This is a genomic window from Oceanobacillus sp. CAU 1775 (assembly GCF_054482815.1).
Map to the genome: position 1 here is coordinate 22,452 of NZ_JBTLRO010000001.1, position 25,248 is coordinate 47,699.

Genomic DNA, 25,248 nt, shown 5'->3' on the forward strand with positions numbered 1-25,248 from the left:
GAAGCATTAAGAAGAGGCCAACGCTAATAATAAACGGAGGCCTCTTTTTTTAAACTAAGATAGGTAGACGGTAAGCTTGTATCAACTATTATCTTTACATCTTTCTGCAAACTCAAGATGCAAACGTATAAAAAACATTTGGATAGCCAATGACTAGAGTGCTCAGAATAAACGATTGGGAGTTTATCTATTCATAAAGCCTACCCATCTCAGTCTTTTTTTGCTTATCTAATTTATTGAGCAAATGATCAAGCTTCGTAGAAATTTCTACTATTATATCGTAGTCTGCACGACTTTCGTATGCTTCGTACATTTTCTTACGCAGCTGCTCAATTTGGATCTCTAACTCGTTTCTCTGATCCAGACAAGTTCACCACTTTCTCTCTATAGTACATATATATTATCCCTTTTTTAAAAATATAAACGCAAACTCTTAAATTATCTATGGTAAACTATCAAAAAAAGCTCATAAAGGAAGATTACATGAAAATAACGATTATAACGGTCGGAAAATTAAAGGAAAAGTACCTTAAACAAGGGATTCAGGAGTATTTAAAAAGACTCTCTACCTATGCAAATGTGCAAATCATTGAAGTAGCAGATGAAAAGGCCCCAGAAAATATGAGCGAAGCAGAAATGCTGAACGTGAAGAAAAAAGAAGGCGAGAGGATTTTAAGCAATATTACTGCCGATACGTATGTCATCACATTAGAGATTGAAGGAAAAATGCTGACCTCGGAGCAGCTCGCAGCAAAAATGGATGAGCTTGCGACATATGGAAAGAGTAAAATCGCTTTTGTGATTGGTGGATCGATTGGGATTAGCGACGAAGTACAGAAGCGCAGTGATTTTGCTTTGTCATTTTCTAAGATGACATTTCCCCATCAGTTGATGAGGTTGGTTTTGGTGGAGCAAGTTTATCGGGCTTATCGGATTAATAGGAATGAACCGTACCACAAATAGAGGCAAAAATTGTTGTAGATAAGGTGGTAATTCTTTATCGGAAGCGGGTATTGAAAATGTGTTTTCATTATCCGTTTCACGATATAACAAATGGATAAGTATAAAGGTTTTGGATATATTCATTTCAGTAAAATCAAATTCAAGTTCTATGGCTTTTATAGTTCTAGATTTATCTATTTGCTTGATTGCGATATTATCAATTAACAACTGAAGTAATTGTTTTTGATTTTCTCTAGAAGTCTTCCTATAAACTGACAGGAATTTTTTTAGTAGCTTTTCGATCAACTCTGGTTGAATCACTTTAGAATCGATAGAACCTAATTGTATTATAATCTCATTTTTCTTCTGTTCTAACTCCCTTTTCTCAATGGATACCTTTTGCAATCTTTCTTGCAGAATATCGACAGGAAGAGTATTTTTCTCAAAGGCATCCATATACTTTGCCTGTAATTGTTCAATTTCTTTTAATCGTATGTCAATCTTTTCTAGTTCTTTGTTAAGCTGACTTATCGAATGAGCAGAACTTGAACTTATGTCTGTGAGCGTCTTATATAATCTCTTCTTATTAGAACTAAAATGTTCAATTTTCTTGATAACCGTATCTTCTGCTTCATAAGCCTTAATAGAATTAGCTTTACAAGCAGCTGATCCTTTATTATGAAAATCGCTACAGACGTAATAACGATGTTTCCGTTTCGTCCCATCCTTTCGAGTATGTGTTGTAATCGATGGAACCATTCCTTGACCACAATCAGGACAGCGTAAAAGGCCACTAAGTAAAAAGGGTTCGTTTGATTGACGCTGCTTAAATGATTTACTTTTTCTCCTTGCTCGTACAACGCTCCAAAGTTCGTCTGAAATAATAGGTTCATGTTTTCCTTCTACAAGAATGGGATTTGGATTTTTCCCTTTTCTTCGTTTAGAATCCCAATTTTCAAATTTTAGCCAACTGATTTTACCGTTATATATTACATTGTCTAGGATTTGTGCTACACCATTAATAGAGAAATACCGATTCCGTTTCGTCCTATATCCTGCTTTATTTAAATGGTTGGAAATTGCTCTAAGGCCCTTACCATTTGCATACATATGATAGATTAACTGTACTACTTCAGCTTCTTTTTCATTGATAACTAGTTCCTTCTTAACAGTGTCATATCCAAATACAACTCCGCCGTTCCATCTCCCTTCCAAAGCCCTCTGTTTCATTCCAAGCTTAACATTTTCCGCTAATGTATTTCGCTCCATTTCAGCTATTGAAGCCATAATTTGAAGTACTAAGCGACCTATAGGACTACTGGTATCAAAGTTTTCTGAGTAGGATATAAATTTGACGTTGTATTTTTCAAATTTATCTAGCATCATAAGTGTTTCTAGCATATTTCTAGAAAGTCGAGAAATTTTCCAAACTAATACCGCATCAAATCTCTCATTTTCTACATCTTTTATTAGTCTTTTCATTTCCGGCCGTCCTTTTACGGATTTACCGCTAATTCCTTCATCGACATATTCATCAATCACTTCCCAGTTATAGATTTGAGCATATTGCCGGAGTGTTTGAAGTTGAGCAGCTATACTGAAACCTTCTTTTGCTTGTTCTTCTGTACTTACGCGGGCGTAGATGGCTACTCTTCTTATTTCTGTTGTCATAGTTGTCCTCCTTTTATCATTATAATACTATGAAAATAATATTAGAGGAAAAAGGAGTTTAGTATTTATCAGATTGTATTTGTGTGGTAAGTAGTATTACGGAAATTAAATTCAGGACATTATCATTACTTTGAGGAAGATTTATAACTTGTGAAATAGTGTTCTTAATGCTAATAGGGGTTAGTTTAAAATTCAGATTAATATTCGCTCATGAATCATGTGAGATTGCGGAGTTATCCTTTATTACGTAGTAGATGATATACTGCGTACCAATTGAACTTGAACTTACAATATACTGCTTTTCTGAGAAGGAATGCAGCTTTTTTGTGTCCTATATTTTATCCTTTTTGGCTTGAGTGGAGAAATTCATATAGTAGATAAATCTTAATACTTTTTTAAGAACTTAATAAGTGTATGATAAAGTCCCAGTGTAATAATAATGAATAGATAAAAGATAAAACTGGAGGTATTAAAATTGGAAAATCAAGCAGTTGTTGAATTGATCAATGTTAAAAAACAAATTGGAAAAATTACTATTATAGATGACATATCTCTAAGAGTCTTCAAAGGGGAAGTTTTTGGTTTCTTAGGTCCTAATGGTGCTGGGAAAACAACAACCATACGAATGATGGCTGGATTAATTGGGATTACAGAAGGTGAAATTCTTATCAATGGGATTAGTATTAAGAAAAATTACGAAAAAGCTATTTCGAATGTAGGAGGAATTATAGAAAATCCAGAGATGTATAAGTTTATGTCTGGCTATGATAATCTAGTTCATTATGCCAGAATGGTTCCCCAAAAGATAACAAAAGAAAGAATAAATGAAGTCGTTAAACTTGTTGGTCTTGAAAAAAGTATAAAAAAAAAAGTAGGCAGATATTCATTAGGGATGCGGCAAAGGTTGGGACTTGCTCAAGCATTGCTCCATTCGCCTTCATTGTTAATTCTAGATGAACCAACAAACGGTCTCGACCCTGCTGGTATCCGTGAAGTTAGAACATATATACGAAAAGTTGCACATGAGGAGAACATGGCTGTTTTTGTATCCAGTCATTTGCTAGCAGAGATGCAATTAATGTGTGATCGAATTGGGATTATTCAAAATGGGAAGTTGATTCGCGTGGAAACGATAGGAGAAATGGTTGATGTTTCTAAAGAAGCAACCATTCAATTTCAGGTGAAACCTTTGGATGAAGCCTTTCATTTTTTACAATCCTTATATGAAAAGACAGATATAGAAATAGTAGATGATTTTATTAAGATAAGATTGAAACCAGAACAGATTCCTCAATGTAACAAAGCACTGGTGGAAAATGATTTCATGGTGTATGGAATAATCTCTACTCAAGCTACGCTGGAAGATAAATTCTTAGAAATTACGGAGGAAAAATAGATGGTATCGTTAATTCAATTGATTAGAAACGAAAATATGAAATTATATAAACGTACTGGTACTTGGGTGATGATAGGGTTAATTATATTGGCAATAATTGGTGTAGGGCTTTTTACGAAATTTGTTTTAGATTCAAATGAACAAACAGATTGGAAAGAGCAACTGAAAGCTGAAAATATGCAGTTAGAGAATACGATGAAAGACACTGAACAGTTGGGTATAGGGAGTAATTATGTAAAACAACAATTAGCTATCAATAATTATAGACTTGAAAATGATGATCCACCTATCAATTCTCAATCTTTGTGGGGCTTCATGATTGATGTAACAAATTTTACAGGTTTTGTCGGATTATTTTCTATTGTAGTTGCTGCAGGTATTGTGGCAAGTGAGTTTTCGTGGGGGACCATAAAGTTACTGCTCATTCGACCAGTTAGTCGTTCAAAAATATTACTTTCAAAATATATCACTACCATTTTATTTGCATTATTATTGATTACACTATTGTTTGGTTTATCCTTTATTTTTGGTAGTTTGTTGTTCGGATTTAGTGGGATAGAACAGTCTAATTTAATATATCAAAATAATCAGGTTGTTGAGCAGAATATGATAACTTACATTATAAGTCTATATGGATTTAATAGTATCGATCTTTTCATGATGCTTACCTTTGCATTTATGATATCTACTGTGTTCCGGAGTAGCTCGTTAGCTATTGGTATCTCTATATTTTTAATGTTTACTGGTCCACAACTCGTGCAACTGTTAAGTAATTATGAATGGGTGAAGTATGTCTTATTTGCAAATACTAATTTACAGCAATATACGAATGGAATTCCTATAGTAGAAGGAATGACAATGGCTTTTTCCATAAGTATGCTTATTATTTATTTTGTTATATTTATTGGCGTTTCTTGGATTACTTTTGAAAAGAGAGATGTTACGACATAATAACGGTGGTAAAGGTGGATTATTATGAAGCCAGATAAAATTTTAGTTGTAGAAGATGAAACAGAACTTGGAGAATTAGTAAGAGATTATCTTACAGTGGAAGGATATCAAGTAATTCTCGCAGAAGATGGTGAGGAAGGAATGCAATTATTTCATCAGGAACAGCCAATTTTGGTTGTTCTTGATATTATGTTACCTAATATAGATGGAACAGAAGTATGTCGTAGGATCAGACAAGAATCAACTATTCCAATTCTAATGATGAGCGCTAAACAGAGGGATACGGATAAAATCATTAATCTAGGTATTGGCGCTGATGATTATATAACAAAACCGTTTAGTCCGGGGGAATTAGTGGCGAGGATTAAAGCCCATATTAGGCGTTATAAACATTTCTCTGATCAAAAACATGATAAGGGAATCGTTTCATATGGCGATCTAAGGTTAGATAAAAATAGGTATGATGTATATGTAAAAAAAAGGAAAGTTGATTTAACGGCGAAGGAATTCCAGTTGCTATATTTTTTGGTATCTAATAAGGGACAAGTCTATACAAAAGAACAGCTGTATGAGCAAATATGGGGATACAATCATATTGGTGATGTAAATACAGTTACGGTGTATATTCGAAAAATTAGAGAAAAAATAGAAGCCGACTCCTCCAGACCAAAATATGTTCAAACCGTTTGGGGTGTAGGTTATCGATTGAATGATGAATTATGAAATCAAGTCTGAAAAATAGGCTGATTCTCGCCTTTTTATCAATAATAATCATTCCTATCCTTGCCACAATTGCTTCATTTTTGATAGGAGCCGAAAATTTTGATTCTCAAGAGGATGACCAGTTGAATGCTTTATTCAAAGATGTAAAAAAGAATATTAGGGATAATGAAGATAATATATCCGATAAACAACTTTTTTACACAAATCTTGTTCCTTTATTAGATTATTACGATATTAACTTATCTATTTACGAACAAAGTAATGAATTACTATTTGACTCAAAACAATTTCGACCTAGAGATAAGAGTCAGAATCATCTAATTGACATTGGTAATTTTACAATAGATGTCCATACTCCTTTGGGTGAATTATGGCGAATTGATATTGAAGCCAATTCATTTAAAAGCAAACCCTTTAGTGTTTTTCGAGATGTCTTACGGCTCATTTTTATTAGTCTAGGAATTGGTCTAATTACTTTAATGTTACTAATTGTTGGGTGGATATGGTATATAACAAGGACGGTACTCGGTCCGATAAGACATATTTATCAAGCTACAGAGGAAATGAGGGTGGGAAATCTTGATTATCCCATAACATATAAAAGGGATGATGAGATAGGCCGGTTTATTCAGGGATTCAACTTGATGAGAGAACACCTAAAAAAATCCTATGCGAAACAAAAACAATATGAAGTATCACGAAATGTGTTAATAGCCAGTATCTCTCATGACTTACGAACACCTTTATCTTCAATAAAGGGATATGTTGAAGGTTTACTAGATGGAGTAGCAAGGGATCAAGAAATGCGTGAAAGGTATCTGAGAGTTATTTATGATAAATCAAATCACTTAGATAACTTAATTGAAGACCTGTTCGAATACTCGAAAATGGAAATAGAGGAACTTCCAATTCATAAAGAAGTTGTGAATGTAAATCATTACTTTGAAGAGATGTTGGATAAAGTGAAATTTGATTTGATTCGTAATGAGACGAAGCTTGAATATGTTATCAAAGCTCCCCCTATTCAGATGAAACTTGATCCTAAAAGGATAAGGCAGGTAATGACTAACCTAGTTGACAATTCAATTCAATATGGAAGCAATGAAATATTTATTGAAGTAGCACAAACAAATAAACACCTAATTGTAAAAGTGAGAGATGATGGTCAAGGAATTGATGAGGAAGATATACCAAACATTTTTAATCCCTTTTTTCGAGGTGAAAAGTCAAGAACTAAAAAACAAAGCAGTGGATCAGGATTAGGTCTTTCCATCGTAAATTATATTATTAAAGTTCATCAAGGTTCTATTAATGTCGAAAGTCAAAAAGGAAAAGGGAGTCTTTTTACACTTACCATCCCATTAAATTAACTTGAAGTCTCACAACTAGCTAACCAAGTCATTTACTGGGCAGTACACAACGATTCCATTCAACAGAAAAAATACCCCATAATCGGGGCGCAATTGTTTTATAAATGTCTTATTAAACTAATGAGTGGTTAGTGCAATTACGGTAATGGACTTTCTTCTACGAGAGATAAAATAATGAAAGGAAATAACTTACGTAGGAAATGGTGCTGGTGATATGTTATCGAAACAGGTAATCCTTGCTGAATTATCAAAAAACCTAAATACATGGAAAGAAGATTATGGTGTAAAGCTAATTGGTTTATTCGGCTCGTATAGCCGTGATGAACAAAAAGAATCTAGCGATATTGATGTGATCGTAGAGTTTAACGACGCGGATTTATCTTTTGATAATTACATGGATTTAAAAATTAGCCTTGAGGATCTTTTTCAGAAGCCGATTGAGTTAGTCATATTAAATGATATTAAACCTTCTTTAAAGTCAAATATTCTAGCAACCATTACATATGTAACCGAGGACAACCAGTGGGATTATAATTAGCAGTCTATTCGTCAGGAGTAATTTTCTGGGTATTCGAATCATTATTATAATTGCTTTGTTAATCAGATAACGGATCAGGGTACTTATCCAATTATAAAGTAAGTACCCTGCTTTTCTATTTACTCAAGGGTCTTCTTAATATCACAACACTTTATATCCCCTATTAAACAAATAGTTGCTTCGAGAGGCTTGATACACAATGATATTTTCAAACCCTGTTCTACTACCGTTTTTAAAACATTTATTTATGATTAATTGATTATGATTAGTATTCGTGGTGCAAAATACATTTAATTTCTTATAACTCTTGTGATAGACATTGGTTCTTTTTCTTATCTCTTTTATATATTCGGGATTTAGAGAGCGATTGCTATCAATCTCATTACCACTTTTAATAAAAATAGTAGGAAGATGAGCCTTGTTTGTTGGAATTTGGCTATCAGTAATTTCATAGGTATCAACCAGTATCAAATTCAACTCATTTGATGGATAATCCATATTCTTTTCGATGACATTAATGGATTGAGCTTTTACTTCTACATCACTATCAACAATCACTTCAGGGAAAATATCCTTCAAAAGTAATTTATACTGTAGATACATAGGTACTCTTACTAGACTAACCTTCCCATAGCCAAGAATTTTGCTGGCTAACCAATATACCCATATTGGATACTCATTATACTTGTTTCCAGAGTTGAATAATTTGTCATTATTTGCTTTTGTTCTCCAAATATAAATAATTATAGATAAAATAAACCCGCCAATAATAGAAATTACTCGTTCACTATTAATAATGCTTTTTATCATTTCATCAAAATTTGTTGCATCCATACCTATCAGGGAGAGAATACCGTAGGCAATCTCTTGAAGTGGGTAAAAGATACTTACTATTACTGGTAACAAGATTAATAAACATTGAAATAAGACCTTATTCACTACCGATATCACCCCTAAATAATATTTTGTCATTATGCATAAGGGATTAATTTTCGCATACGTTTCTGCATTTGATTTTCTTTCCATTTATCGTAATAAAGAGAAATAATATCTTTATCAATAGAAAATTCCTTCCGAGTCATCACATTTCTATATTCAAGTATTTTTTTATGGAAAGAACATTTTGTTACAATGCGTTCACAACCACACGGACACTTCTTTTTATTACCTCTATTTGGTTTTTGACTTAATATATCTAATAAGTTAATTACCTGATCAATATATTTAAGTTCAAAAACTTCCACATAATCCTGAATAATACCATCTATACCGTGGTATAACTCACCAAATACAAAGTTTTCCTCACCTTGAAGTCTAAGTGAAATTGCATAGAAGTATGGAACCACACATGAATGAATAAAGCCATCTAAAGTAGGGTTGTCCTTAATACGTTTCTTCAAGCTCATTGGCGATCCTAAACATAGAGATGAATCGGGATACGCATGATAATCCAACGTTTTGGGAAATCTCTCTCCGATTTCGTAGACAGTCGGAATCTCATTTGGGAAAATTTTAGGGATGACAATCTTTATTAAAAACTCGTCCTTTATATTTCCATAGGATTCATCCGTTATATCTAGAGACAAGATCCCTTTAACAACGTACTCTTCGTTGTTTGAAGGAGCCAAAGACATTTGGGGGTTACTTTCTAAAAACATTTCTAATTCTTTAATATTAATATGCATCACCCCAAGGCTTCGGTGGATTTATTGGTAGGCTAGTGACATTTCTCTGTTTGTTACTTTTAAGATTGTATGTCTTATTTAAAAAGTTGTTATCTATATTCAAAGAGAATTTATTATTTAAGATTAAGCTAGCTGTTTCATAACTTTCCGTTTTTAATAAGTTGTTAAAATCAACTTTCGCTTGTAATAACCAGTTTTTGAAATTTCCTTCTAAATCTAATTTCTTTCCTTCTGACGTATCCCACCTGTCTGTAAAATCTTCATTGGGGTTCACAGGATTGGGAACTCTGGGAGTACTAGGGTTAATATATGTTGGCATATTTTCCAATAGATTCATCAATGCTTCTTCTAAATTCAATTCTCCATTATAGGCTCTAGCTGCCAAAGTTGTTATAATGATAGAAATCGGCTTACTATCATTTTCTCCAAACATATTATCGCGATGTCTCTTTAACAATTGAATACATCTTTGAAGAATGGTTTTTCTGCCATAAATTGGAACAGGCGTTATGGAAGAACGATTGTATATTCCGAAGTCGCCCATTGTCATGCGACTCTCAAACCATTTCAAATATCCTTCTGGATTACTAATATTCCAGTCTTGCGAGATAATGGAATAATTTTCAAGTTGATCATCAGTTATGTTTATAGCAGCGTCGACCACAGATTTGTTTAAGGATTCTTCATAATTAAAAGTATCTTCCAATTGTTTTTTGTAGACCGATTGCTTATCAATATTTAATGGTATACATGGAACTATATCTAAATGAAATTTAACCTCATCCATATACTCTAATCTCCAACAGCGGTGCTTCTTTTCTAGTTCCTGCTTGATACCCTTTGCTACACGATAACTTTCTAGTTCAGTACCAACCATTTCTTTTAATTGTTCCTGTGTAAATAAAGACTTAAAGTTTGGGATAATGACTTTACAACCCATGTCTAAATCATATTCTTCTTGTTCGATAATAGGTTTTATAGTAGTACCTAATGCAAAAGAGCCTTGAGGAAATATGTTTATATCTACATCTTTGAAAGAACTATTTTCTCTATTAAGCCATTCTCCCAACGACTTATATCTTTGAATTGTTTTTTCAACAACATAATCAGGTAAATCTAGTTGATCAATCATTTCTTCTAAAACACCTTTTTTATATATTTTTTCAGGCATTACAAATCCCCTTTCGTATTGTTTATCAATTGGTTTATGTTACCAACCATCATACTAAATATAGTAACATAGAATATTTGTTCCCACAATATATGGTGTTATTAATAATCTATTAAAAAGAATAACCTATACCTTTAGAGGATTTTTTAAGGAGCATATCACCATTTCCTAAATTTGCAAATACTTCTATATTGAAAGGGCAAAAAGGAGAAAGGATGGTCCCCTTTCTCCTATTCCATAAATATATCCTCGTTATTAAATTTGAAAACAACATTCTTTATTGTACGGTCTTTAGGTTTTTCCCCTTTAGTGACATGAACCTCTTTGATGATACGGTGTAAGAATAACTTTCTTTCTTCATCAGGAATTGCAAAATAGAATTCTTCAAAATTTTGAGTACAGTAATTAATAAGTTCACGGGAAGTTCTGCTATTTTTGAATTCTATTTGTTTATTTAATTCTTTTAGATCGTTATTTTTTTCATTTAAGTTTTCTTGGTGGAGCATAAGCTTATCCATTAATAGTTCTTTGTCGATGGAATACCTTTCATCGTTCATTAGGTCAATTACATTAGACATATCTTCCTTAATGCGTTTGATTTTGTTATTGAGGTATCGGGCTTCTCTCTCTAAAGGTTGTAGTTCAAATGCTAAGCTATCGTTTGTAGCATTTTCAATTGCAGGTGTTAGATTGAAACTGTCTAGATATTGAAATACTTCATCTAGAACTTTTTCTTCAGCATGTTCCTTCTTAACAAGGTTGGAGGAACAAGCAACTCTACCGCTGTTTTTATTTTTGCTACATTGATAGTATTTATATTTCTGACTACTATTCCCTTGTACCATTACTGAGCCACATTCAGGACATTTTATTAATCCAGATAATGGATATAAACCCGGATGAACTTTCTTTTGTTTATAGCTTCTTGCTTTCAACATTCCTTGAGTCTCTTCCCAGAGGGAGGGTTCTATGATTGGTGTATGAACGCCTTTATGATAATTCCCTTTCCATTTAGTCATTCCGATATAAATTTTGTTTTCTAATATTGTCTTAATAGCAGTGGTTGTCCAGTAATTTCCCTTTTTTGTTTTGATACCCTGTAGATTTAGATTGGATGCAATTTTCTTATATCCCCACATATTTTCTGTGTATTTTTCAAAAATATATTTCACAACCTTTGCCTCTTCGGGTATAATTTCTAACTCTTTATTAATCAATTTGTATCCATAAACTTGTCCACCTAAAAAACGTCCTTCTTCTGCACGTTTTTCCATTCCAGAGCTAGTTCTTAAATTAATAAATTCTCTTTCAAGTTCCGCAACTAATGACAAAATATGAACAAGAATTTTCGCACTAGGGTCTTCGGTATTAACATTGTCAGTAATAGAAATAAGATGTTTATCACGAGAATTAAGTCGCTTTAAAATATAAAGTGTATCTAGAGGATCACGAGAAATTCGGTCTTGTTTTAAAACTATAATGTAATCTATATCGTCTGATCTTAATATACTGTTGTACATTTCTTTAAAGTTATCTCTACCTTCAAATGATTTACCAGATTTAAGATCATCGACGAATATATCTACTAATTCAATATCATTTTGTAAACAGTATTTCTCTATTTCTTCAATTTGTTTCTCAATTGATGTACTATCCATGTCAGGATTCGGACTTCTTCTTGCATAAGCGTAGGCTCTTAGTCTTCTAGTTAGCTTATTTTTCTTTCTATTATTTCTTTTTCTCATTATTTGGAGTCCCCTTTACGTAAGAATTTCTTTTCCAAAGTGGCAGAATGCTTAATAATAAGTTCAGAAAAGTAATCAATAAAATCAGAAGCATTCAGTTTCCCCTCGTCATCTTCGGTAGATAATATAGATTCGTAGTAAGAGTTATAATCAAGTAAGTCTTTATTTTTCATTTTGAATCTTCCTTCTTAAAGTAAAATCCAAATTTTTGCCGGCAACCTATTTGGTTGAAAACATGATACCTTCGAATTTTAAGATTTTAAGAGTTTGAAGGGGTGAAAATAAAGTTTATATATTCGTAATACTCTAACAGATGGAAGGAAGTAGAATGGTTAAGCGGAGGGTAAAATTAAATGGAGTAATAAAGAATAAGTTAATAAAATGGAATTTATAATTGAAAAAAGAAAACGGAAGTGCCTTTATGGACACTTCCGTTTTCTAGACCTCAAATTGTACTAACACCAGAAATATTCATCGTAGCGTTAATGTCATCTTGTAGTATTAATACAAGATGACATTAACGCTTGTAAAAAAGTATTGTCTCGTTACAAGTAATCCATTACTCGGAATATAGGGTGTAGGGAGTTATTTTATTGCTTCAACTATTAATCTTCGGTTGTTATTTTATAGGAACGTAATCCATCTCAAATAGATCTGCATAATCCAATTGACGATTCTTTGTTCCTATGACTTTTCCAATCATCTCGGTATTTAAATAATGATGATATTCATTTGCTGCACTTAAATCTTCAAATACCTTACCGATTACAATATGATCTCTAGCGTCAAAACCAATAACAACGTGACTTTTCATATAATTTCCTCCATTTGCTTTTACAATCCGGTGGGAATTACCACGTGGGAAATGATTTATGTTATCGTTCATTTATTATTTCTAAACCATTTATCCCATGTTTCATGGAATAAAAAGTTATATTTAATCATTACTCCATATCCTATGACTAGACTAACAATCAGACCGGGATAGATAGGCTGGTTAAAGAAAAGATTTACTATGACTGTATATGTTGCTGCAGCATTAAGGCTGATTGCCATTGCATTTATGATATAAGCAAGTTTAAAGAAATCCATGTAGTTCACCCTAATTTGATTAGTCTTATAATGCTTTTAGTTATTTAAACCTATTAACTAAGCACATCACTCATAACACAGCCTGCAAGTGGATTTGAAATATCAATATGACGGAATAACCAATTAATTATCTTCGGTTCAAAGCTAAATTCTTCAACAAATACTTTTCCTTCAATGAATAGTATGGCAATTTCAGCCGATATGGTTATCTGTGTATCAGGATACTGAAAGGTCATCACTGTATGCCTACTTTGATAATTGTCTATGTCTGTTTTAGAGTCCTCGAAGTAAGTGGCTATTTTATCGTCTTTAGTAATCTCGACAAGCTTTTTATAAAAGCTCTCGATATTTTCTTTAAAGACTCTTTCTTTTAATTCACCCTTTGCAGTAAAGTCAGTCAGAGTTGTAGTATACTGCTCTAGATCGATTCGCTCATTTATGTATTGTTCCCAATGGACTTGATTAAGTGGGTTAGTAAATTTTGCTTCGAATTTATTTACAATACCGAGAATGTAGAATGCCCCCAATTGTGTCCCTCTTAAATAAATGAATTTCTCCATTGCACTTTATTGGCCTTTTCTTTACTTGTTAACGCTATTATAACGATTACCTTGAAAAATTTATATACCTTTTCTGCAACAGGTCGATTCGTAGTCATAACAGGTCAGATGCTAGTCATAAATCGCCATTTCAAGGGCATAAAAATTTGCCCAACTTGATATAGCCGTTTGAATCTATTGCTAATACGTGATAAAAGGTAATTAATTCCCTTAGAAATGGTTAGATATGAATAGGTGCTAAGACATAATCGAAATAGTAGCGTCTTTTGGTGAAAGAAGGAGAAGTGCTAAATAGGAAAGGATAAAGTGATTTTATGACAGATAGTAAGAGGAAATTCGGCTGGGTGGATGACTGGGCCAAGATGACTGGTGAACGTGCAAGGATTGATGCGAAAGTACATAAGACTGCTATTGCATATAGGACTGAAAAGGGATGGGTTAGAGAACATTACGATGGTACAGTTGAGGTAATAAACTCCGAGGAAAATGAAGGTGGAAAAATGCGGGAGAAGGAACGAATAAATAGAATTATGTCACTCTTACACAGAATCTGGGAGCAGCAAACTGATGTGCGATTTAATCAGTTAATATCAAACTTGCAACATATATATTCATCGCAAAATGAAGGATATGGCCAAAGAGAGTTGATAGAAAAAGGACCATTTGGGGAAGTAGTAAAATCTTCTTATTTGGACTTTTTCTACTTGGAAGATGACAAGTGGGAAGAATTCCTGCAAAGGATGGCTGATGGTCAGGAAAAGGACTATGAATAAACTTTAACCTAAGTCGTGCCACGTAGATGTAGGAACTGCAATAGGTAGAAGAAAGTATAATGGCCAAATTGAAGACGAAATGAATTGGAGTAATCCAGTACAGATAAAAGTAAATGGAATTTATAATTGAATAAAGAAAACGGAAATGTCTTTTATGACACCTCCGTTTTCTAGACCTACAAATTGCACTAACACCAGAAATATTCATCGTAGCGTTAATCAATCTAGTAGTATTAATAGACATATTTATTATATGTCACCATACCACGATTAAGCAACCAGATAAATCCAATAGACTAAATAAAAGTGTAAATCATTTATAACAACTTATACAAAGATATGTTCCCTCTAGTCTTTAGCATATGGAAGCAACAGCGTATATAGCCCTTTCTTCTGTTCAAGAGATAACGACGAAATCATTTTATTTAATTTAGCATCAAGTTCTTCTTCAGTATTTGTATCATCTTCTTCACTTAATTCGATATTTTGTAGTTTGCTTTCCCCTTCAAGTGCATACAGAAAATCACCCATCGATATATTAAGTGCCTTACATATTTTTTCTAATAAGGAGAAGGTGATTTCTTGATTGCCGCTTTCTATTCGTGATAAAGAAGGTTGAGAAAGACCAATTTGTTTTGCAAAATCAACCATTGTTAATTTACTTTCTCTTCTTAACCTACGTATCAACTTACCAGCCTGTAAATCGTCCATTTTAATTTCCCTTCTCATTCTATTTCCTTAATCGTATAATTTTCTAGTTTTACAATCAATAGATATCATTATATATTCGTAATATAAATATATCCATATGGTGAATAAGGAGTGATTTTAGATGATTGACGGTTTCCCTAGATTGGTTAATCAACTAATAGAAAGTCGTTTAGAAAACATTATTACCAGTGAAGAATATGAGATGTTTATGGAAGGGATTTATAAGGATTTGGAACAGAAGCTATCGTCAAGCATTAAGGATTTTGATGAAGAGGCAAAGAATAATCTTATTGAAGATCTTAAATCAAATATTTTTCAACAGGTATTCCAGCAAAGTAAGTTGACCTACCGTGTGGCATTTAAAGATGCACTTTCATTTTTTGTTGATACATTATTAATACCTAAAAGATAAAGGAGTTGTTGCGAATTATGTCATCAATGAATCTATTCAAAGGAAAATTGGTTATAGAAATTGTAGCAGCTGTAAAAACTAGCGATGAAAAAACTATGACAGATGAAGCCCATGAAGGATTTACGCCTGAACTAACTAATGAAATCATGGCTCTCTTAGGTGCAAAAGGTTATATCAGTCAATCATTTGGAGTTACATTAGAAAATAAAGGTGTAGCATATGATGTTGAGTTGGAACTGATTGAAAAGGAAAAGCAGGAATCTATGAGAAGAGCTGAATCAATTTATAATAAGGCAAATCGTATAACTATTAAATTAGACTAAGGGGATATCAAGACAGTAATGGTTAAAAGCACAAGTATAACAGAAATACCAAAAGCTTTATTTGAAGATAGAGAAATAAGCATTAATCGTGGTGAATACATTATTCGTTACATGATTGATGATGGTAAAGAAGTTCCGGCTACGTTGATTAAACAATATGGATATTATATAGTACCCCAAAGTATCATGGTGGAAATAAGAAGAGAAACAATGCCCTTAGCGGATTTGACATTCCTCTTTGCGTGTTACTATGTTGCTTCTACAAATAATCGTAAAAGGATTCGAATGGATGAAGTTTTCGAATGTATAACAAGAAATTGGGATGAGATCCGAACTCGTAATACTGCCCAACGTTTTAATTTAACTTTATCAAATATAGACAGGTACAAAAGATGGATAAAAAAGCTTGATCATAATAGCAAATACTTTGTAAAGTATTAATTATTAAGAAGTTTCCGAAAGGGGAACTTCTTTTTATGATATTTATTGTTAATTACAAGTCTAGTTGAACGCGCGCACATAGTAGTTAGAAAGGAATGGAATCTAATGAGAAGAGTATTAGTGAACAAGGTTCGTTGTAAAAAGTGCGACGATATTATCGAATCTGTACATATTCATGATTTTAAACGATGTAAATGTGGGGCTATATTTTTGGATGGAGGCAACGATTACCAGCGGTATGGTTGGGGGACAAATCAGCCTGATAGTGCAAGATTAGAGGACTTCATCGATTTTAGTTATTCGGTTTATGAAGAAGATTGAGGATAGACTTTAGGATATCCCTTATACATTTCGTACCAACCTTAGAGTGTCAATATAATTAAACTATCTTATTGGAACTTAGAGCAATCAATTCCTCTTTTTAGTGATTAATTATAGCACACACCATTAAACCGTATGCTTTTTATGGAACTGGGGAACATAGAATTGAAATTAACATAGGAGGTTTTGTTATGAACAATTTAACAGAACTTGAAGTGGAAAATTTGCGCCATTTAATTGGTGGACATGGATTGGTTACAAAAAAGTTAGAAACATATGCACAAAATTGTCAGGACGCCGAATTAAAAATTATTTTACAAAGAGATGCCCAAGCTGCAAAACAAGCCCAACAACATCTAATGACATTTTTAGGTTAGGAGGAATGAAAAATATGTTTCAAGATAAAGAAATTGTGAGCGATTATTTAGCTGGGTTAAATGCAAGCTTAACAGGATATGCCCATATGATTACCCAGTCGAATAATTCTGAATTACGTCAAGCATTAATACAACTAAGAAATCAGGATGAATCTCGTCAAAGAACATTGTACAGTTATGCACTGCAAAAGGGATATTATCAACCAGCCGCACCTGCTTCAGAGGAAGTAGTCCAACAACTTAAATCACAATTAACACAAGAACAATAATATTATTTTTTTAGAAGCCAAGCTTCCTTATAGGTAGTAATAAAAAATAAGCAGTTCAATTGGACTGCTTATTTTTTATTGCATATCAAAGTTTATAAGTGAAGAAATGATAACGTACTATTGAATTTACAAGATGAAGTAATTTATTATTCATACTAGCTGTGCCTTTATTTATGGATAATTTTATATATGTCATTCCGTATTTTATTCGAAAAATATTTATATTTAGCTTATAATGAAGATGGGGTGACATGATGGCACGTGAAGGAAAATTTACAAAAGATGATTTGTATAAGGCAACCAATCATCTATTATTGCAACATGGCTATGCGGGATTTCATTTTGGTCTACTGGCTAAGAAATTGGATATAAGTAGAGCAGCTTTGTATAAATACTTTGATAATAAAGATGAATTGATTACGGAATATATGGAATTTGAAATGGAGCGATTCATGCAGGAACTTGAAAAAATAAAAAAATATCCACACTTTGAAGATCAACTAGACTATTTACTAGGAGTTATTTTTAAATATAGTAAAATCCATCAAATACTTTCTATGGTCTTCCAAATACCAAAATCTGATCATCCAAAAGTAAATGAAACCTTGGAACAGTTAGAGTATCAACATGGAAAAATGTATACATATTTAAACAATTTTATCCAATTAGGAAAAAGTGAAAAACTATTAAAACTTGAATTTCCTAATCACCTAATATTAGGATTTATTTTTCAAACAGTAAATATTCCTAATTACTCTAAATTACCAGAACAGGAATGGAAAAACTTAATGATACAATTTCTTCGCCATGGAATGTTTGTCGAAAGAAGTTGACACTTGTGTAACTTTGATTCATAATGAACTTGTTACGTAAGTGTCTTTTTTTATATAAAGTTACACTTCTGTAACCGTCGGATCCGATTTACATTTAGTATTATTCAAGTAATCTGAACAATGAGGTGAAATGATGTTTTTAGCTTTAAGAGAATTAAAACATGCAAAATTACGTTTTGTTATGATCGGTATGATTCTCGTATTAATTTCTTGGCTTGTTTTTATATTATCGGGGTTAGGAAATGGACTTTCTTCCCTTAGTGCGGCAACATTCAAAAACATGGATGCGGATTATGTTGTCTTTGAAGATGGGTCTCGCCATTCTATGTTAAGATCAGTCATATCTGAAGATTTATCTGAAGAACTCAAAAAACAGGAATACGTTAAGGATGCAGCTCCAATGGGTTCCCGCACTGCGGTGGTTCTTAAAGAAAATGCAACAACTAATGATGAAAAAATCGATGTTTCCCTTCTTGGTGTTAATCCGGGAACATTTTTAGAACCAGAAGTCATTGAGGGAAATCCATTAGCAGAAGGAAAAGACCTTGAAGTTATTGTTAATGATGTGTTAAAGAACCAAGGTATAAAAATCGGCGACACTCTTGAAATTGAAGGTTCTGATGAAGTTATTAAAGTTGTTGGTTTTGTTGAAAATGAATCATTTAATCATTTGCCTGCTGTATTTATGACAATGGATTATTGGCGTAAGATTCATTTTGCAGCAACAGGTTCAGATATGGGTGTTACTAACCCAGTCAATGCAATTATGCTTCAAGGGGAGAATATTGTACCGGAGGATATCAATCAATCGGTTGAAGGAATTGAGACAGCAACGAAACAAGAAGCGATTAATGGAATTCCGGGATATACAGCTGAAAATGGAACGATTATGATGATGCTTGGCTTTCTCCTAGCAATTTCTGCATTTGTTATTACTGTTTTCTTCTATGTGATAACGTTGCAGAAGTCGAATCAATTTGGAATTATGAAAGCAATTGGCGCAAGTAACGCCTTCCTCGGACGAGCTGTTGTTTCCCAAGTATTCATGTTAGCGGTTATAAGCATTGGGTTAGGAATTCTTTTAACTTATGGAACTGCAGCGATTTTACCAGAGGCAATGCCTTTTACACTTGATCCTATACTTGTCATCATTTATGCAATCATACTACTTGTGGTATCTGTTTTAAGTTCCCTTTTTTCCGTTCGAAAAATAACGAAGATAGATCCACTTCAGGCAATTGGGAGGGTTGAGTAATGAAAGGAATTCACTTTGAAAATGTATCTAAGCACTATAAAGAAGGAGACAGAACTTTTACTGCTTTAAGCAATGTTTCCATCTCGGTTAAACCCGGCGAATTCGTTGCAGTAATAGGTCCTTCAGGTTCGGGAAAAAGTACATTTCTCTCCATTGCTGGCGCTCTTCTTCAACCGTCTGAAGGGAACGTCATAATAAATGGGACACAACTTTCCGATTTGAAGCCGAAGGAACTTTCGAAATTAAGATTAGAACAAATTGGTTTCATTTTACAAACCTCAAACCTTGTTCCATACTTGACAGTTCTTGATCAATTGTTAGTTGTAAAGAAAATGAAAGGCTCTATTACAAATGAAGATAAACAATTAGCTAAAGAATTGTTAGAAGAAGTTGGTTTAGGAGAAAAATTAAAAAAATACCCTGATCAGTTATCAGGAGGAGAAAGACAACGAACCGCAATCGCTCGTGCATTAATAAATGATCCGAATATCATTCTTGCTGACGAACCAACAGCGAGTCTTGATACACAACGAGCCTTTGAAATTGTTGAACTAATGAAAAGCGGATTGAAATCAAGAAATAAAGCGGCAATCATGGTTACCCACGATGAACGTTTATTAAAATATTGCGATAAAGTTTATAAAATGGTAGATGGAAATTTAACATTATCTGAAGAGCAAAGTGCGGTTCAGTAAACAAAAGAGTCAGTATCTCACTTACGATGGTGGGGGACTGGCTCTATTTAATTACGGACTTTTCTTTATCAATATTAGGTGAATGTAACAAAAGTATCAGACAATCAAGTTCCGTACAAGACTCCTTTCGAATTATACAAAAGTACATTTATTGTGCATGATACATAGGATACATATGACAATAATGGAGGAGTGAGAAAATGTATTATTCACCTTATATGTATCCGAATTACTATGTAAATGTTCCAATGCACCAGATTCGTCAACAGCCTATATATTGGAGTTACCCACAAGCAACAAATACAGGGAGTTTTTATCAACCAATGCAAGTAGAGGAAAGAGCAGAAAATATGGTGTTTAGAGATCAAGGGAAACAGCCATTTGTAATAAATATTGAGGAAGCTGCGGAAAGGAATCGTACCTTTCGCACGGCAATATGGACTGGAAATCATTTGCAAGTCGTATTAATGAGTATTGCTGTTGGGGAGAGCATTGGTTTAGAAGTTCATCCAAATGTTGATCAATTTCTACGTATTGAAGAAGGTCAGGGACTTGTTCAAATGGGTGACACCGAAAATAATTTGAACTATGAAAGAAGGGTTTCTGAAGATTATGCTATCATGGTTCCTGCTGGTAAGTGGCATAATTTAACAAACACTGGAAATAAGCCCTTAAAGTTATATACCATTTATGCACCTCCAGAACATCCATTTGGAACGATTCACCAAACGAAAGCAGATGCAATAGCTGCGGAAGAAACCGGTAATTCGGCCAATCCAACTTATTTCGGTAGAACTCCAGATGAATGGGTAAAGTACACAGAGTTTTTAGTGAAAGAAGGATTAGAAGACGTTAAGAGAGGAATAAATGCTACACATATCCTTCAAGAGTTTATTCTCATGGGAGTTCTCGTCGGAAAAGGCTATTCTCCTGAAAGAGCATATGAGACTGTAGAAGAATGGGAACGTACAGGTGAATCAAAACTTCTTCAGCAAAGTAAAAATATGTAATGCTTTCTTATTGTAAAAGGGAGTTTATCATTTTTGATGAAACTCCTTTTTGATTTTGTTTTAAAGAAAAATCAAAATGGATAATAATTTAAATTAAGTACTTTTCAATAGGCATCTATAAAAATTTAGATAACAAGGTTGACATTTTACCCTAGGGGGTATATTATTGGTCTTGTAATTGATTTTCAACAAGCTAAATCAATGGAAATTTATAAAAGGTATTCTGCAAACGTCGTTATCCATAACGACTAATTTATTGCTAAACATTATACCCATACAGGTATAATAAATGCAGAATCGTAAATTTTTTTGTTAAAAATAATACCGTGGGGGGTAAATGTATGATTCAAGCAAATCACCAATTAGATGCAAAAGGCTTAGCTTGTCCAATGCCAATTGTGAAAACAAAAAAAGCAATTACGGATCTTGAAGATGGTCAAGTATTGGAAGTTCAAGCTACAGACAAAGGATCTAAAGCTGATTTAGCAGCATGGGCAAGTACTGTTGGACACCAATATCTAGGAACATTGGAAGAAGGCGATGTTCTTTATCATTACATTCGCAAAGGCTCTAATGAACCAGAAGTGGAAAAAACATTTGAACACACTGTTTCACTTGATGAAATTGAATCAGGTGACGGTTTAATTTTAGATGTGCGTGAAGCAGCAGAATATGCATTTGGTCATATTCAAGGTGCAAAGTCCATTCCGATGGGTGAATTAGAATCACGCCTTGGAGAATTGGATAAAGAAGAAGAAATCTATGTAATCTGCCGTACAGGGAAACGTTCTGATTTGGCAGCACAACTATTAGCAAACAATGGTTATAAAAAAGTTTATAACGTTCTACCGGGTATGAATGAGTGGAACGGAAAAATAACAAAAGAAATCTAGGAGGAATTTATTATGTCAGAAAAAGTAGCTATTATCGCAGCAAACGGTGGAATGTTTGATGCATACAAAGTATTCAATATCGCAACAGCAGCAGCAGCTTCAGAAAAAGAGGTACAAATCTTCTTCACTTTTGAAGGACTAAACTTAATTCATAAACAAGCAATGCACGCTTTAGAAATGCCAGCAGGGAAGGAACATTTTGCCGAAGGGTTTGAAAAAGCAAATGTTCCTACTATCCCACAATTAGTTGAGATGGCACAGGAACTAGGTGTTAAATTTATTGCATGTCAAATGACAATGGATGTTATGGGACTTACGAAAGAAGATTTCGTTGATGGTATAGAAGTTGGTGGAGCAGTAACATTCTTAGAATATGCAAAAGATGCAGCACCAACATTAACTTTTTAATTAGATTATTAAACTTCATGCAGTGGGGAACTTCTCCACTGCTAAAAAATAATTAAAAATATACCTAGGGGGGTAATTTGAAAATGACGGTAAATAAATGGACTGCAGCAGATGTTGCTCGAAAAGTAATTGATAACGAAGAATTATTTATTTTAGATGTTCGTAATCATGATGCATTTGAGGATTGGAAAATTGAAGGACATAAATTCGAGTATTTAAATATCCCTTACTTCGAATTATTAGATGGTGTAGAAGAGATTTTGCCTAAACTTCCAACAGATAAGGAAGTATTAGTAGTATGTGCTAAGGAAGGATCTTCCGTTATGGTAGCAGAAATGCTTTCTGAAGCTGGTCGTGAAGTTGCATATCTTGAAGGTGGAATGAAATCTTGGAGTAGTTATCTAGAACCAATTAAAGTTTCCGATTTAGAAAATGGTGGGGAGCTATACCAATTTGTTCGTTTAGGAAAAGGTTGTTTATCTTATATGGTAATTTCTGAAGGCGAAGCAGCTATTATTGATGCAGTGCGTTTCACGGACGTATTCACAAACTTTGCGAAAGAAAAAGGAGTAGAAATCAAGCACGTATTTGATACACACCTACACGCAGATCATATTTCAGGTGGACGTCAAATTGCAACAAATACAGGAGCAACTTACTACCTACCACCAAAAGATGCGACAGAGGTAGTGTTTGATTACACGCCTCTTACAGAAGGATTAAATGTAAAAATTGGTGCATCTCAAATTGATGTAAATGCACTTTATTCACCGGGTCATACCATAGGTTCTACTTCATTTGTTATCGACAATCAGTTCTTGCTAACAGGTGATATTTTATTTATCGACTCCATTGGTCGTCCCGATTTAGCAGGACTTGCGGAAGATTGGGTAGGTGACTTACGAGAAACACTATATTCCCGTTATCGTGAACTAGCTGAATACCTAGTGGTGCTACCTGCACATTTCATGATTATTGATGAGTTAAATGAAGATGGTACAGTGGCTAGAAGATTAGGTGATTTGTTCAAAGATAATCATGGCTTAAACATCGAGGATGAAGCGGAATTCCGTCGTACTGTTACAGATAACCTACCACCACAGCCAAATGCGTATGAACAAATTCGTCAGGTAAACATGGGTAAAATTACACCTGACAATGACGAACAAATAGAAATGGAAATTGGTCCAAATCGTTGTGCAGTTCGCTAATTAATCAATAGAAATAAAAATAAAATGGAGGTATAACAAATGAACATCACAAAAACATTAGATGCAAAAGGCTTAGCATGTCCTATGCCAATTGTAAAAACTAAAAAAGCAATGGATACGATTAACTCAGGTGAAGTACTTGAAGTACTTCTAACAGATAAGGGTGCTTTAAACGATATCCCAGCATGGGCAAAATCAGGTGGCCACACTGTATTAGAACAAAAAACAGAAGAAGATGTTCTGTATTTCTATATTCAAAAAGGATAAGGAAAACCAAATAGCGGGTAGCATGAACTACTCGCTTTTCTAAATTAGAATGAAGGTTTAGTAATGGATTTAACTTTTATCATCGTTGTGTTTGCGATTGGGTTTATTGGTTCCTTTTTATCCGGTATGTTAGGTGTTGGGGGTTCCATTATTAAATACCCAATGCTACTTTATATTCCACCTTTATTTGGTCTAGTAGCATTTACAGCCCATGAGGTTTCTGGAATAAGTGCAGTACAAGTACTGTTTGCTTCCATTGCAGGTGTATGGGCATATCGAAAAGGTGGATACCTAAACAAGCAGCTCATCATTTATATGGGTGGAGCTATCCTGATAGGAAGTCTAATTGGTAGTTATGGATCGATTTTCTTATCCGAGCAAGCAGTAAATGTTGTGTATGGTATTCTAGCTGTGATTGCAGCTGTAATGATGTTTGTACCAAAGAAACAAATGGACGATGTACCATTAAATGATGTTACCTTCAACAAGCCACTAGCGGCAATATTAGCATTAATTGTGGGAATAGCATCTGGTATAGTCGGTGCGGCAGGAGGATTTTTACTTGTACCAATCATGCTTACGGTTTTGCACATTCCAACACGCATGACGATTGCAACAAGTTTAGCAGTAACGTTCATTTCTTCCATCGGGGGAAGTGTTGGTAAACTTGTTACTGGACAAGTAGATTATTGGCCCGCTGCTATTATGATTGTAGCAAGTTTATTAGCGGCACCACTTGGAGCAAAAGTAGGAAAGAGAATGAATACCCGAATTTTACAAGTGATATTAGCACTTTTGATTGCGGGTACTGCTATTAAAATTTGGATAGATATTTTGACTTAAATAATATTTTAAACCTTCTAGATACGAAAATAGACAATAATAAAGGAGATGCAGACTGATGAAAAGTATATCAGCAGTAGAGTTACAAGAGAAAATAAAAAATGGAGAAAAGGTTCATATTATTGATGTTCGGGAAGACGTTGAGGTTGCAGAGGGGAAAATTCCAGAAGCTAAACATATTCCTTTGGGTGATATACCTAATTCTTTAGAAAAACTCGATAAAAATAAACATTATTATATGGTTTGTCGTTCTGGTGGAAGAAGTTCAAGTGCATGTGAATTTTTAATTAATCAAGGGTACAATGTTACGAATATGACTGGCGGAATGTTAGCGTGGCAAGGTGAAATAGAATAGGAGGCTT

Annotated in this window: 34 protein-coding genes; 23 read left to right on the top strand and 11 right to left on the bottom strand. The window is 33.7% G+C overall.

Going from position 1 to position 25,248, the window contains the following annotated elements; all coding sequences use genetic code 11:
• Window positions 1-187: 187 nt before the first annotated feature.
• Complete coding sequence (locus ACXYMZ_RS00105; protein ID WP_458946897.1) at window positions 188-364, bottom strand: Spo0E family sporulation regulatory protein-aspartic acid phosphatase; 177 nt, start codon at window positions 362-364, stop codon at window positions 188-190.
• A 119-nt stretch (window positions 365-483) separates the two neighbouring features.
• Here ACXYMZ_RS00105 and rlmH point away from each other — a divergent pair, with 119 nt between their 5' ends.
• Window positions 484-963, top strand: coding sequence for a 23S rRNA (pseudouridine(1915)-N(3))-methyltransferase RlmH (rlmH, locus tag ACXYMZ_RS00110; RefSeq protein ID WP_458946279.1), 480 nt, complete (start codon window positions 484-486; stop codon window positions 961-963).
• Here the strand turns inward: rlmH and ACXYMZ_RS00115 are convergent.
• Window positions 859-2,613: a recombinase family protein gene (locus tag ACXYMZ_RS00115; RefSeq protein WP_458946281.1), complete on the bottom strand. Its 1,755-nt coding sequence runs from the start codon at window positions 2,611-2,613 to the stop codon at window positions 859-861. The genes rlmH and ACXYMZ_RS00115 overlap by 105 nt on opposite strands.
• A gap of 475 nt (window positions 2,614-3,088) precedes the next feature.
• Here ACXYMZ_RS00115 and ACXYMZ_RS00120 point away from each other — a divergent pair, with 475 nt between their 5' ends.
• From ACXYMZ_RS00120 to ACXYMZ_RS00140, 5 genes are all read left to right on the top strand, one after another.
• Window positions 3,089-4,009, top strand: a complete 921-nt coding sequence (locus ACXYMZ_RS00120; protein ID WP_458946282.1) for an ABC transporter ATP-binding protein — start codon at window positions 3,089-3,091, stop codon at window positions 4,007-4,009.
• On the top strand, window positions 4,010-4,960 hold the full coding sequence (locus ACXYMZ_RS00125) for an ABC transporter permease (RefSeq protein ID WP_458946284.1): 951 nt from the start codon (window positions 4,010-4,012) through the stop codon (window positions 4,958-4,960).
• A gap of 24 nt (window positions 4,961-4,984) precedes the next feature.
• Entirely contained in the window at window positions 4,985-5,683 is a 699-nt protein-coding gene (locus ACXYMZ_RS00130; protein ID WP_340716811.1) for a response regulator transcription factor, read from the top strand.
• Window positions 5,680-7,053, top strand: a complete 1,374-nt coding sequence (locus tag ACXYMZ_RS00135; protein ID WP_340716810.1) for a sensor histidine kinase — start codon at window positions 5,680-5,682, stop codon at window positions 7,051-7,053. Before ACXYMZ_RS00130 ends, ACXYMZ_RS00135 begins: the two co-directional genes overlap by 4 nt.
• Window positions 7,054-7,267: 214 nt before the next feature.
• Window positions 7,268-7,591 (top strand): nucleotidyltransferase family protein, encoded by a 324-nt coding sequence (locus tag ACXYMZ_RS00140; RefSeq protein WP_340716809.1) that lies wholly within the window; start codon window positions 7,268-7,270, stop codon window positions 7,589-7,591.
• A 141-nt stretch (window positions 7,592-7,732) separates the two neighbouring features.
• Here the strand turns inward: ACXYMZ_RS00140 and ACXYMZ_RS00145 are convergent, their stop codons facing one another.
• The 8 genes from ACXYMZ_RS00145 to ACXYMZ_RS00180 all read right to left on the bottom strand — a co-directional run bounded on the left by ACXYMZ_RS00145 (window position 7,733) and on the right by ACXYMZ_RS00180 (window position 13,811).
• On the bottom strand, window positions 7,733-8,530 hold the full coding sequence (locus ACXYMZ_RS00145) for a hypothetical protein (RefSeq protein ID WP_458946287.1): 798 nt from the start codon (window positions 8,528-8,530) through the stop codon (window positions 7,733-7,735).
• Window positions 8,531-8,562: 32 nt separating this feature from the next.
• Window positions 8,563-9,249 (bottom strand): hypothetical protein, encoded by a 687-nt coding sequence (locus tag ACXYMZ_RS00150; RefSeq protein ID WP_458946289.1) that lies wholly within the window; start codon window positions 9,247-9,249, stop codon window positions 8,563-8,565.
• Window positions 9,250-9,265: 16 nt separating this feature from the next.
• On the bottom strand, window positions 9,266-10,447 hold the full coding sequence (locus tag ACXYMZ_RS00155) for a nucleotidyltransferase domain-containing protein (RefSeq protein ID WP_340716806.1): 1,182 nt from the start codon (window positions 10,445-10,447) through the stop codon (window positions 9,266-9,268).
• A 230-nt stretch (window positions 10,448-10,677) separates the two neighbouring features.
• Complete coding sequence (locus ACXYMZ_RS00160) at window positions 10,678-12,192, bottom strand: recombinase family protein (protein WP_458946291.1); 1,515 nt, start codon at window positions 12,190-12,192, stop codon at window positions 10,678-10,680.
• Complete coding sequence (locus ACXYMZ_RS00165) at window positions 12,192-12,365, bottom strand: hypothetical protein (protein ID WP_458946293.1); 174 nt, start codon at window positions 12,363-12,365, stop codon at window positions 12,192-12,194. The genes ACXYMZ_RS00160 and ACXYMZ_RS00165 overlap by 1 nt, the downstream gene beginning before the upstream one ends.
• 446 nt (window positions 12,366-12,811) lie before the next feature.
• On the bottom strand, window positions 12,812-13,006 hold the full coding sequence (locus ACXYMZ_RS00170) for a hypothetical protein (RefSeq protein ID WP_458946295.1): 195 nt from the start codon (window positions 13,004-13,006) through the stop codon (window positions 12,812-12,814).
• Window positions 13,007-13,074: 68 nt separating this feature from the next.
• Window positions 13,075-13,284 (bottom strand): hypothetical protein, encoded by a 210-nt coding sequence (locus ACXYMZ_RS00175; protein WP_458946297.1) that lies wholly within the window; start codon window positions 13,282-13,284, stop codon window positions 13,075-13,077.
• Window positions 13,285-13,337: 53 nt separating this feature from the next.
• Window positions 13,338-13,811, bottom strand: a complete 474-nt coding sequence (locus ACXYMZ_RS00180) for a hypothetical protein (RefSeq protein ID WP_458946299.1) — start codon at window positions 13,809-13,811, stop codon at window positions 13,338-13,340.
• A gap of 347 nt (window positions 13,812-14,158) precedes the next feature.
• Here ACXYMZ_RS00180 and ACXYMZ_RS00185 point away from each other — a divergent pair, with 347 nt between their 5' ends.
• Window positions 14,159-14,617: a hypothetical protein gene (locus tag ACXYMZ_RS00185; protein ID WP_458946301.1), complete on the top strand. Its 459-nt coding sequence runs from the start codon at window positions 14,159-14,161 to the stop codon at window positions 14,615-14,617.
• Window positions 14,618-14,965: 348 nt separating this feature from the next.
• On the opposite strand, the gene ACXYMZ_RS00190 is transcribed toward ACXYMZ_RS00185, so the two are convergent.
• Complete coding sequence (locus ACXYMZ_RS00190; protein ID WP_458946303.1) at window positions 14,966-15,328, bottom strand: helix-turn-helix domain-containing protein; 363 nt, start codon at window positions 15,326-15,328, stop codon at window positions 14,966-14,968.
• Between the two features lie 121 nt (window positions 15,329-15,449).
• Between ACXYMZ_RS00190 and ACXYMZ_RS00195 the strand changes: the two genes are divergently transcribed.
• The 16 genes from ACXYMZ_RS00195 (at window position 15,450) to ACXYMZ_RS00270 (ending at window position 25,241) form a co-directional block, all read left to right on the top strand.
• The gene (locus tag ACXYMZ_RS00195) at window positions 15,450-15,740 is read left to right on the top strand and encodes a hypothetical protein (protein ID WP_458946304.1); all 291 of its coding nucleotides are present in this window, start codon (window positions 15,450-15,452) and stop codon (window positions 15,738-15,740) included.
• A gap of 17 nt (window positions 15,741-15,757) precedes the next feature.
• Entirely contained in the window at window positions 15,758-16,063 is a 306-nt protein-coding gene (locus tag ACXYMZ_RS00200; RefSeq protein ID WP_458946306.1) for a hypothetical protein, read from the top strand.
• An 18-nt stretch (window positions 16,064-16,081) separates the two neighbouring features.
• Window positions 16,082-16,504: a hypothetical protein gene (locus tag ACXYMZ_RS00205; protein ID WP_458946307.1), complete on the top strand. Its 423-nt coding sequence runs from the start codon at window positions 16,082-16,084 to the stop codon at window positions 16,502-16,504.
• Window positions 16,505-16,609: 105 nt separating this feature from the next.
• Window positions 16,610-16,825, top strand: a complete 216-nt coding sequence (locus ACXYMZ_RS00210) for a DUF7695 domain-containing protein (RefSeq protein WP_144925618.1) — start codon at window positions 16,610-16,612, stop codon at window positions 16,823-16,825.
• 191 nt (window positions 16,826-17,016) lie between these two features.
• On the top strand, window positions 17,017-17,202 hold the full coding sequence (locus tag ACXYMZ_RS00215; protein WP_380772800.1) for a hypothetical protein: 186 nt from the start codon (window positions 17,017-17,019) through the stop codon (window positions 17,200-17,202).
• Window positions 17,203-17,216: 14 nt separating this feature from the next.
• Complete coding sequence (locus ACXYMZ_RS00220) at window positions 17,217-17,471, top strand: spore coat protein (protein ID WP_144925623.1); 255 nt, start codon at window positions 17,217-17,219, stop codon at window positions 17,469-17,471.
• Window positions 17,472-17,725: 254 nt separating this feature from the next.
• Entirely contained in the window at window positions 17,726-18,304 is a 579-nt protein-coding gene (locus ACXYMZ_RS00225) for a TetR/AcrR family transcriptional regulator (RefSeq protein ID WP_458946310.1), read from the top strand.
• Window positions 18,305-18,437: 133 nt separating this feature from the next.
• The gene (locus ACXYMZ_RS00230) at window positions 18,438-19,559 is read left to right on the top strand and encodes an ABC transporter permease (protein ID WP_458946312.1); all 1,122 of its coding nucleotides are present in this window, start codon (window positions 18,438-18,440) and stop codon (window positions 19,557-19,559) included.
• Window positions 19,559-20,254, top strand: a complete 696-nt coding sequence (locus tag ACXYMZ_RS00235) for an ABC transporter ATP-binding protein (protein WP_380772803.1) — start codon at window positions 19,559-19,561, stop codon at window positions 20,252-20,254. The genes ACXYMZ_RS00230 and ACXYMZ_RS00235 overlap by 1 nt, the downstream gene beginning before the upstream one ends.
• Before the next feature lie 200 nt (window positions 20,255-20,454).
• Window positions 20,455-21,264, top strand: a complete 810-nt coding sequence (locus ACXYMZ_RS00240; protein ID WP_458946314.1) for a cupin domain-containing protein — start codon at window positions 20,455-20,457, stop codon at window positions 21,262-21,264.
• A 341-nt stretch (window positions 21,265-21,605) separates the two neighbouring features.
• Window positions 21,606-22,157, top strand: coding sequence for a sulfurtransferase TusA family protein (locus tag ACXYMZ_RS00245; protein ID WP_147669150.1), 552 nt, complete (start codon window positions 21,606-21,608; stop codon window positions 22,155-22,157).
• A gap of 12 nt (window positions 22,158-22,169) precedes the next feature.
• A complete protein-coding gene (locus ACXYMZ_RS00250; RefSeq protein ID WP_458946315.1) occupies window positions 22,170-22,565 on the top strand; it encodes a DsrE/DsrF/DrsH-like family protein in 396 nt (131 codons plus the stop codon).
• Between the two features lie 83 nt (window positions 22,566-22,648).
• Window positions 22,649-23,776, top strand: a complete 1,128-nt coding sequence (locus tag ACXYMZ_RS00255; RefSeq protein ID WP_458946317.1) for an MBL fold metallo-hydrolase — start codon at window positions 22,649-22,651, stop codon at window positions 23,774-23,776.
• A 39-nt stretch (window positions 23,777-23,815) separates the two neighbouring features.
• Window positions 23,816-24,043 (top strand): sulfurtransferase TusA family protein, encoded by a 228-nt coding sequence (locus ACXYMZ_RS00260; RefSeq protein WP_151025989.1) that lies wholly within the window; start codon window positions 23,816-23,818, stop codon window positions 24,041-24,043.
• Window positions 24,044-24,106: 63 nt separating this feature from the next.
• Entirely contained in the window at window positions 24,107-24,886 is a 780-nt protein-coding gene (locus ACXYMZ_RS00265) for a sulfite exporter TauE/SafE family protein (protein ID WP_458946319.1), read from the top strand.
• Between the two features lie 58 nt (window positions 24,887-24,944).
• The gene (locus ACXYMZ_RS00270) at window positions 24,945-25,241 is read left to right on the top strand and encodes a rhodanese-like domain-containing protein (RefSeq protein WP_380772809.1); all 297 of its coding nucleotides are present in this window, start codon (window positions 24,945-24,947) and stop codon (window positions 25,239-25,241) included.
• Window positions 25,242-25,248: the final 7 nt, after the last annotated feature.

Excerpts from the sequence above, each read along its gene's own strand:
- ACXYMZ_RS00235 (WP_380772803.1), top strand. The coding sequence starts at position 19,559 with ATGAAAGGAATTCACTTTGAAAATGTATCTAAGCACTATAAAGAAGGA.
- ACXYMZ_RS00260 (WP_151025989.1), top strand. The coding sequence starts at position 23,816 with ATGAACATCACAAAAACATTAGATGCAAAAGGCTTAGCATGTCCTATG.
- ACXYMZ_RS00160 (WP_458946291.1), bottom strand. The coding sequence starts at position 12,192 with ATGAGAAAAAGAAATAATAGAAAGAAAAATAAGCTAACTAGAAGACTA.
- ACXYMZ_RS00115 (WP_458946281.1), bottom strand. The coding sequence starts at position 2,613 with ATGACAACAGAAATAAGAAGAGTAGCCATCTACGCCCGCGTAAGTACA.
- ACXYMZ_RS00270 (WP_380772809.1), top strand. The coding sequence starts at position 24,945 with ATGAAAAGTATATCAGCAGTAGAGTTACAAGAGAAAATAAAAAATGGA.
- ACXYMZ_RS00170 (WP_458946295.1), bottom strand. The coding sequence starts at position 13,006 with ATGAAAAGTCACGTTGTTATTGGTTTTGACGCTAGAGATCATATTGTA.
- ACXYMZ_RS00130 (WP_340716811.1), top strand. The coding sequence starts at position 4,985 with ATGAAGCCAGATAAAATTTTAGTTGTAGAAGATGAAACAGAACTTGGA.
- ACXYMZ_RS00215 (WP_380772800.1), top strand. The coding sequence starts at position 17,017 with ATGAACAATTTAACAGAACTTGAAGTGGAAAATTTGCGCCATTTAATT.
- ACXYMZ_RS00225 (WP_458946310.1), top strand. The coding sequence starts at position 17,726 with ATGGCACGTGAAGGAAAATTTACAAAAGATGATTTGTATAAGGCAACC.
- ACXYMZ_RS00175 (WP_458946297.1), bottom strand. The coding sequence starts at position 13,284 with ATGGATTTCTTTAAACTTGCTTATATCATAAATGCAATGGCAATCAGC.
- ACXYMZ_RS00230 (WP_458946312.1), top strand. The coding sequence starts at position 18,438 with ATGTTTTTAGCTTTAAGAGAATTAAAACATGCAAAATTACGTTTTGTT.
- ACXYMZ_RS00250 (WP_458946315.1), top strand. The coding sequence starts at position 22,170 with ATGTCAGAAAAAGTAGCTATTATCGCAGCAAACGGTGGAATGTTTGAT.
- ACXYMZ_RS00265 (WP_458946319.1), top strand. The coding sequence starts at position 24,107 with ATGGATTTAACTTTTATCATCGTTGTGTTTGCGATTGGGTTTATTGGT.
- ACXYMZ_RS00245 (WP_147669150.1), top strand. The coding sequence starts at position 21,606 with ATGATTCAAGCAAATCACCAATTAGATGCAAAAGGCTTAGCTTGTCCA.
- ACXYMZ_RS00135 (WP_340716810.1), top strand. The coding sequence starts at position 5,680 with ATGAAATCAAGTCTGAAAAATAGGCTGATTCTCGCCTTTTTATCAATA.
- rlmH (WP_458946279.1), top strand. The coding sequence starts at position 484 with ATGAAAATAACGATTATAACGGTCGGAAAATTAAAGGAAAAGTACCTT.
- ACXYMZ_RS00150 (WP_458946289.1), bottom strand. The coding sequence starts at position 9,249 with ATGTTTTTAGAAAGTAACCCCCAAATGTCTTTGGCTCCTTCAAACAAC.
- ACXYMZ_RS00220 (WP_144925623.1), top strand. The coding sequence starts at position 17,217 with ATGTTTCAAGATAAAGAAATTGTGAGCGATTATTTAGCTGGGTTAAAT.
- ACXYMZ_RS00240 (WP_458946314.1), top strand. The coding sequence starts at position 20,455 with ATGTATTATTCACCTTATATGTATCCGAATTACTATGTAAATGTTCCA.
- ACXYMZ_RS00185 (WP_458946301.1), top strand. The coding sequence starts at position 14,159 with ATGACAGATAGTAAGAGGAAATTCGGCTGGGTGGATGACTGGGCCAAG.
- ACXYMZ_RS00210 (WP_144925618.1), top strand. The coding sequence starts at position 16,610 with ATGAGAAGAGTATTAGTGAACAAGGTTCGTTGTAAAAAGTGCGACGAT.
- ACXYMZ_RS00165 (WP_458946293.1), bottom strand. The coding sequence starts at position 12,365 with ATGAAAAATAAAGACTTACTTGATTATAACTCTTACTACGAATCTATA.
- ACXYMZ_RS00205 (WP_458946307.1), top strand. The coding sequence starts at position 16,082 with ATGGTTAAAAGCACAAGTATAACAGAAATACCAAAAGCTTTATTTGAA.
- ACXYMZ_RS00155 (WP_340716806.1), bottom strand. The coding sequence starts at position 10,447 with ATGCCTGAAAAAATATATAAAAAAGGTGTTTTAGAAGAAATGATTGAT.
- ACXYMZ_RS00140 (WP_340716809.1), top strand. The coding sequence starts at position 7,268 with ATGTTATCGAAACAGGTAATCCTTGCTGAATTATCAAAAAACCTAAAT.
- ACXYMZ_RS00195 (WP_458946304.1), top strand. The coding sequence starts at position 15,450 with ATGATTGACGGTTTCCCTAGATTGGTTAATCAACTAATAGAAAGTCGT.
- ACXYMZ_RS00255 (WP_458946317.1), top strand. The coding sequence starts at position 22,649 with ATGACGGTAAATAAATGGACTGCAGCAGATGTTGCTCGAAAAGTAATT.
- ACXYMZ_RS00200 (WP_458946306.1), top strand. The coding sequence starts at position 15,758 with ATGTCATCAATGAATCTATTCAAAGGAAAATTGGTTATAGAAATTGTA.
- ACXYMZ_RS00190 (WP_458946303.1), bottom strand. The coding sequence starts at position 15,328 with ATGGACGATTTACAGGCTGGTAAGTTGATACGTAGGTTAAGAAGAGAA.
- ACXYMZ_RS00125 (WP_458946284.1), top strand. The coding sequence starts at position 4,010 with ATGGTATCGTTAATTCAATTGATTAGAAACGAAAATATGAAATTATAT.